Annotated in this window: 3 protein-coding genes; 1 reads left to right on the top strand and 2 read right to left on the bottom strand. The window is 35.6% G+C overall.

What is annotated here, in order from left to right; genetic code table 11:
• The first annotated feature begins 249 nt into the window (after positions 1-249).
• On the top strand, positions 250-2,010 hold the full coding sequence (locus ACSLUO_RS17600; protein WP_448250570.1) for a SulP family inorganic anion transporter: 1,761 nt from the start codon (positions 250-252) through the stop codon (positions 2,008-2,010).
• Positions 2,011-2,148: 138 nt separating this feature from the next.
• On the opposite strand, the gene rnk is transcribed toward ACSLUO_RS17600, so the two are convergent.
• Positions 2,149-2,517 (bottom strand): nucleoside diphosphate kinase regulator, encoded by a 369-nt coding sequence (gene rnk / locus ACSLUO_RS17595; protein WP_448250569.1) that lies wholly within the window; start codon positions 2,515-2,517, stop codon positions 2,149-2,151.
• Positions 2,514-3,329 (bottom strand): uroporphyrinogen-III synthase, encoded by an 816-nt coding sequence (locus ACSLUO_RS17590; protein WP_448250568.1) that lies wholly within the window; start codon positions 3,327-3,329, stop codon positions 2,514-2,516. Before ACSLUO_RS17590 ends, rnk begins: the two co-directional genes overlap by 4 nt.
• Positions 3,330-4,025 lie beyond the last annotated feature (696 nt).

The raw sequence follows: 4,025 nt of genomic DNA, 5'->3' as shown, positions 1-4,025 counted from the left end.
AAGTGTTGTCGCTAACTCAGTTTCTAAACGCATAAAAAATCCGGTATTAAATATTGATACCGGATTTTGAACTATGTAGAAGATCGGTCAATGGATCGTTAAATATTTCTTAACTGATCGGCATTACCTACCTGTAGCCTCATAATTATCACTAAGTGGTTAATAACCTAATAGACTGGGTATTAACTATACTAATAGCGATATTCACTTTACTATTACCGTTTTATTACAATCATCAAGGAAAAATGGGTGCTATCGCGTTTATATGGCTTTATGCCGGGTTTGAAGGTTCTATTTAATTATCAAAGAGCATGGCTTGCTGATGATGTTAAAGCAGCATTATCTGTTGCTTCGGTAGCACTGCCTGTTGCGATTGCGTATGCCCAACTTACCGGTGTTAATGCTGCTGTTGGTTTGTATTCTTGTATTTTACCTATGCTGGTTTATGCCTTGTTTGGCACGTCAAAACAATTAATTATAGGCCCAGATGCCGCAACCTGTGCTGTTATCGCAGCCGTTGTTGCCCCTTTAGCAGCCGGAGATAGTGTTAAGTATTGGCAATTGGTTGTCACCATGTCTGCCATGACCGGATTTTGGTGCATTATTGCGAGTCGATTTAAGTTAGGGGTATTAGCTGACTTTTTATCAAAACCTATTTTAATGGGGTTAATCAATGGCCTGGCAATTACTATTATTGTTGGGCAATTTTCTAAAGTGCTCGGTTTTACGTTTGATGAAAAATATTTAATAGAGCGATTAGGTGGGGTGCCTACTTATTTTGCTCAAACCCATATTCCTACACTTTTGATGGCATTATTAACGATAGCTATTTTTTTTGCTATGAAGCGTTTTAAACCCGGTTGGCCGGCGTCTATGATCGCTTTAGTGGTTGGCACAACAATGGTTTGGCTTTTTAATTTACAACAGTTTGATGTTAAAACCATTGGCAATGTTGCTGGTGGTTTTCCGATGTTTCAAACGCCAAATTTTAATGTAGGTATTATTCGTGAACTTGTTGTGCCAGCGCTCAATTTAGCAATTATTAGTTTTGTTAGCATGATGCTAACCGCACGTAGTTTTGCCACCAAGAATGGTTATGATATTGACGCTGACCAAGAATTTAAAGCGCTGGGCATTGCTAATATTGCCTCAGCTTTATCACAAGGCTTTGCTGTTAGTGGTGCAAGTTCACGAACAGCTGTTAATGATGAAAACGGCGGAAAAACGCAATTAGTATCAATTATAGCGGCGGTAATTATTGGTATTATCAGTATTTTTTTAACGGCCCCTTTGGAGTTTATTCCAACCGCAGCCCTTGGCGTTATTCTTATTATTACGTCTATTTATCTACTTGATTTAAAAGCAATATGGCAACTAAAGTTTATTGATAAACAAGCCTTTTATTTAGCAGGCTGTACATTATTTGCCGTACTTTTTATTGGCATAATACCTGGAATTACGCTGGCGGTTTTATTAGGTTTATTTCAATTTATTCGTACCGTCATGCGTCCTACAGACCATATACTCGGTGTAGATATTGACGGTGTCGTAAGAAGTTTAGACAGCTCAGATAAAGCAAAACCAGTAAAAGGTGTGTTTATTTATCGCTTTAATTCACCGTTAACTTATTTTAATTCTAGCTATTTTAAACGGCGCTTATTAGAACAATACGCACGACAAAAAGATGATATTCACTGCGTTATTATTGATGCCGTACCTTGCCTTACTCACTTAGATTTAAGTGTGATGGCAATGTTAGCTGATTTAGAGGTTATTTTTAGAAAACGTGGTGTTCGCTTAGAGCTAGCGGGTAGGAAACGACAGTTATTAGCATGGTTTGAAACAGCGGGTATGAGATCAGGAACCGATGGCATTTATATTTGCTCCGATCTTTATATTGCGCTGAGAAAAAACGGTATTACGCAGGTACCCAATGAAGCGACAACTCTTGAGCCGAATGAAGAAAATGAACAACCCAAAGAAAGTTTAAGCATAAATAAAAACAGCTAACCTAAGTCCTTATTGGTGAGCCACATGCTCTGTTTTAAATGATTTTTAATAAGCTTGTGATAGCTACCTATCACAAGCTTTCAGTATAGTGTCAGCAATAATAGCTGACTAATTATGCTAACAGAGAAAGTGCAATACCTAGGTTATAGAATTTATATGCACTACCGTTTTTTTGTTATTATTAAGCGGCCACTCTATTTCTTGCCCAACCGACAACCCAATAAGCGCACTGCCTATTGGAGACAAGATAGAAATAGTACCATCACCCTTCATATCTTTGGGATATACAAGCTTTAAAGAAAAAACATCTTTGTTTTCAAGCACTGTAAATTCAACGGTAGAGTTCATTTTAACAACATTGTTTGGAACTTCATTTGTGTTGACAATGTTTGCTCTTCCTAATTCTTCAATTAATAAAGAATGGTTAGCGTTGTAAGGTTCTTTTTCAAGCAGATCATAAATTGTGTCACAATCCTGATTGCTAATAGTGATTATTGGTTTACTCATTGAGTATTCTCCTTTGTACTAATTGAATAATTATTTTTTATGTCAAAGTAATGCTTAATCGCTTTTGCTATCCCTTCTATTGTGAAATCTTTAGGGATTATCGTTACGTTTAAGCCGGCATTTAAACAAGCTTGTTTTGTAGTTGTGCCAATGGCGCATATTATTGCGCGTTTTTTGAGAACGCTTATGTTGTGCTGTGCATTAGCAGTTGCCATAAACGCCTTAACTGTTGAAGGAGAGGTGAAAACGAAACAATCAACATTATTTTGGTTAAATAAATCCTCAGTTTCGCGTGTCAGCACAGTGTTAAACTTTGTAATATATAAAACAGGGCTTATAACCTTATATCCCTTTTCAGTAAGTGCTTTACCTAGCTTTTTATCTGCAAGGTTGCCTTTGGGGAAGAAAATAACTGACGAGTTTTCTTTAATTTCAGGAAACAATTCACTAAACGTATCCGCATTATAAATTGATGGCATTATCTTTGGGTCAACGCCATATTCGGCTAATTTACCAGCTGTTCCAGGGCCAACTGAGCACATATTAATATTGCTAAGCTGTTCATTCGATATACCTAACTTTTTATAGTATTTAAACAATTCGGTAATGGCATATTGTGATGTGAACACAATATAGTTAGCCGTTACTGATTGATTGATATGGTTTATCAGCGATGCGCTTTCTTTTACAGGCTCTGTATATATTAAGGGGCAAGCAATAATGTTGAATGTTTTCTTACACAATAAGTTAGCAGCATCTGTTAACTGTTCAATCTTCCGGCTAAAAACAACATTAATAACTTTCTTTTTCATTTTAGGTTTTCTAAATGAACTTAAAGATTTTAACGATGAATTTATACGGGCGTATGCGTTAAATAAGTTTGTGTGATCAAATTGTTTTTTGTATAGAAAAACAATTGTTTCTAAAAGGTTATTAAAAAAATTATATTGCATAAAAGCATACTCAATTTTAAATAAATTAAGAGATATAAACACGCCTAATGAACCGAAAGTATGATGTTAAGTACATCAAACTAAACAAAAATTTAAGACAGGTTTTGTGATATTAAGAAGTAATTTTTAATCAGGACGATTAAGGGAAAAAGTACTTAATCGTCCTTAATTGGGAAAGATACGGACAGGGGTCATCCATGCCTTTGAAAGGCCAGAAAAATTAAAATAATGAGAGAAAGACAATATTTTTTTCATATCAGTTAATCTACCACAATGTTTACAAAAGTATAATATTTATATGTAGCGGCTTAGGAAATATCGGTTGATATGAGTATAACTAGGGTCTGTTGATCTTTGTTTATATTTTCAGCAATAGGCTATTTTAAGTGATAGCAAAGCAGAATGAACGTTGTTTGGTGATTCCAAACGAGTGAAATTCTAATGAAGCTAGCGCAGAAAATAGCCATTGCCCTGTGGGCTGAGGCTAAAATCGCTTTACTCGGCGTTAAAAATTATTGGTTTAGATGACTAAACGACATAATTTCAGCCTTGATT

The sequence above is a fragment of the Thalassotalea agariperforans genome, assembly GCF_053470345.1.
This window is presented reverse-complemented; position numbering and strand designations above follow the sequence as displayed.

Excerpts from the sequence above, each read along its gene's own strand:
- ACSLUO_RS17590 (WP_448250568.1), bottom strand. The coding sequence starts at position 3,329 with ATGAAAAAGAAAGTTATTAATGTTGTTTTTAGCCGGAAGATTGAACAG.
- rnk (WP_448250569.1), bottom strand. The coding sequence starts at position 2,517 with ATGAGTAAACCAATAATCACTATTAGCAATCAGGATTGTGACACAATT.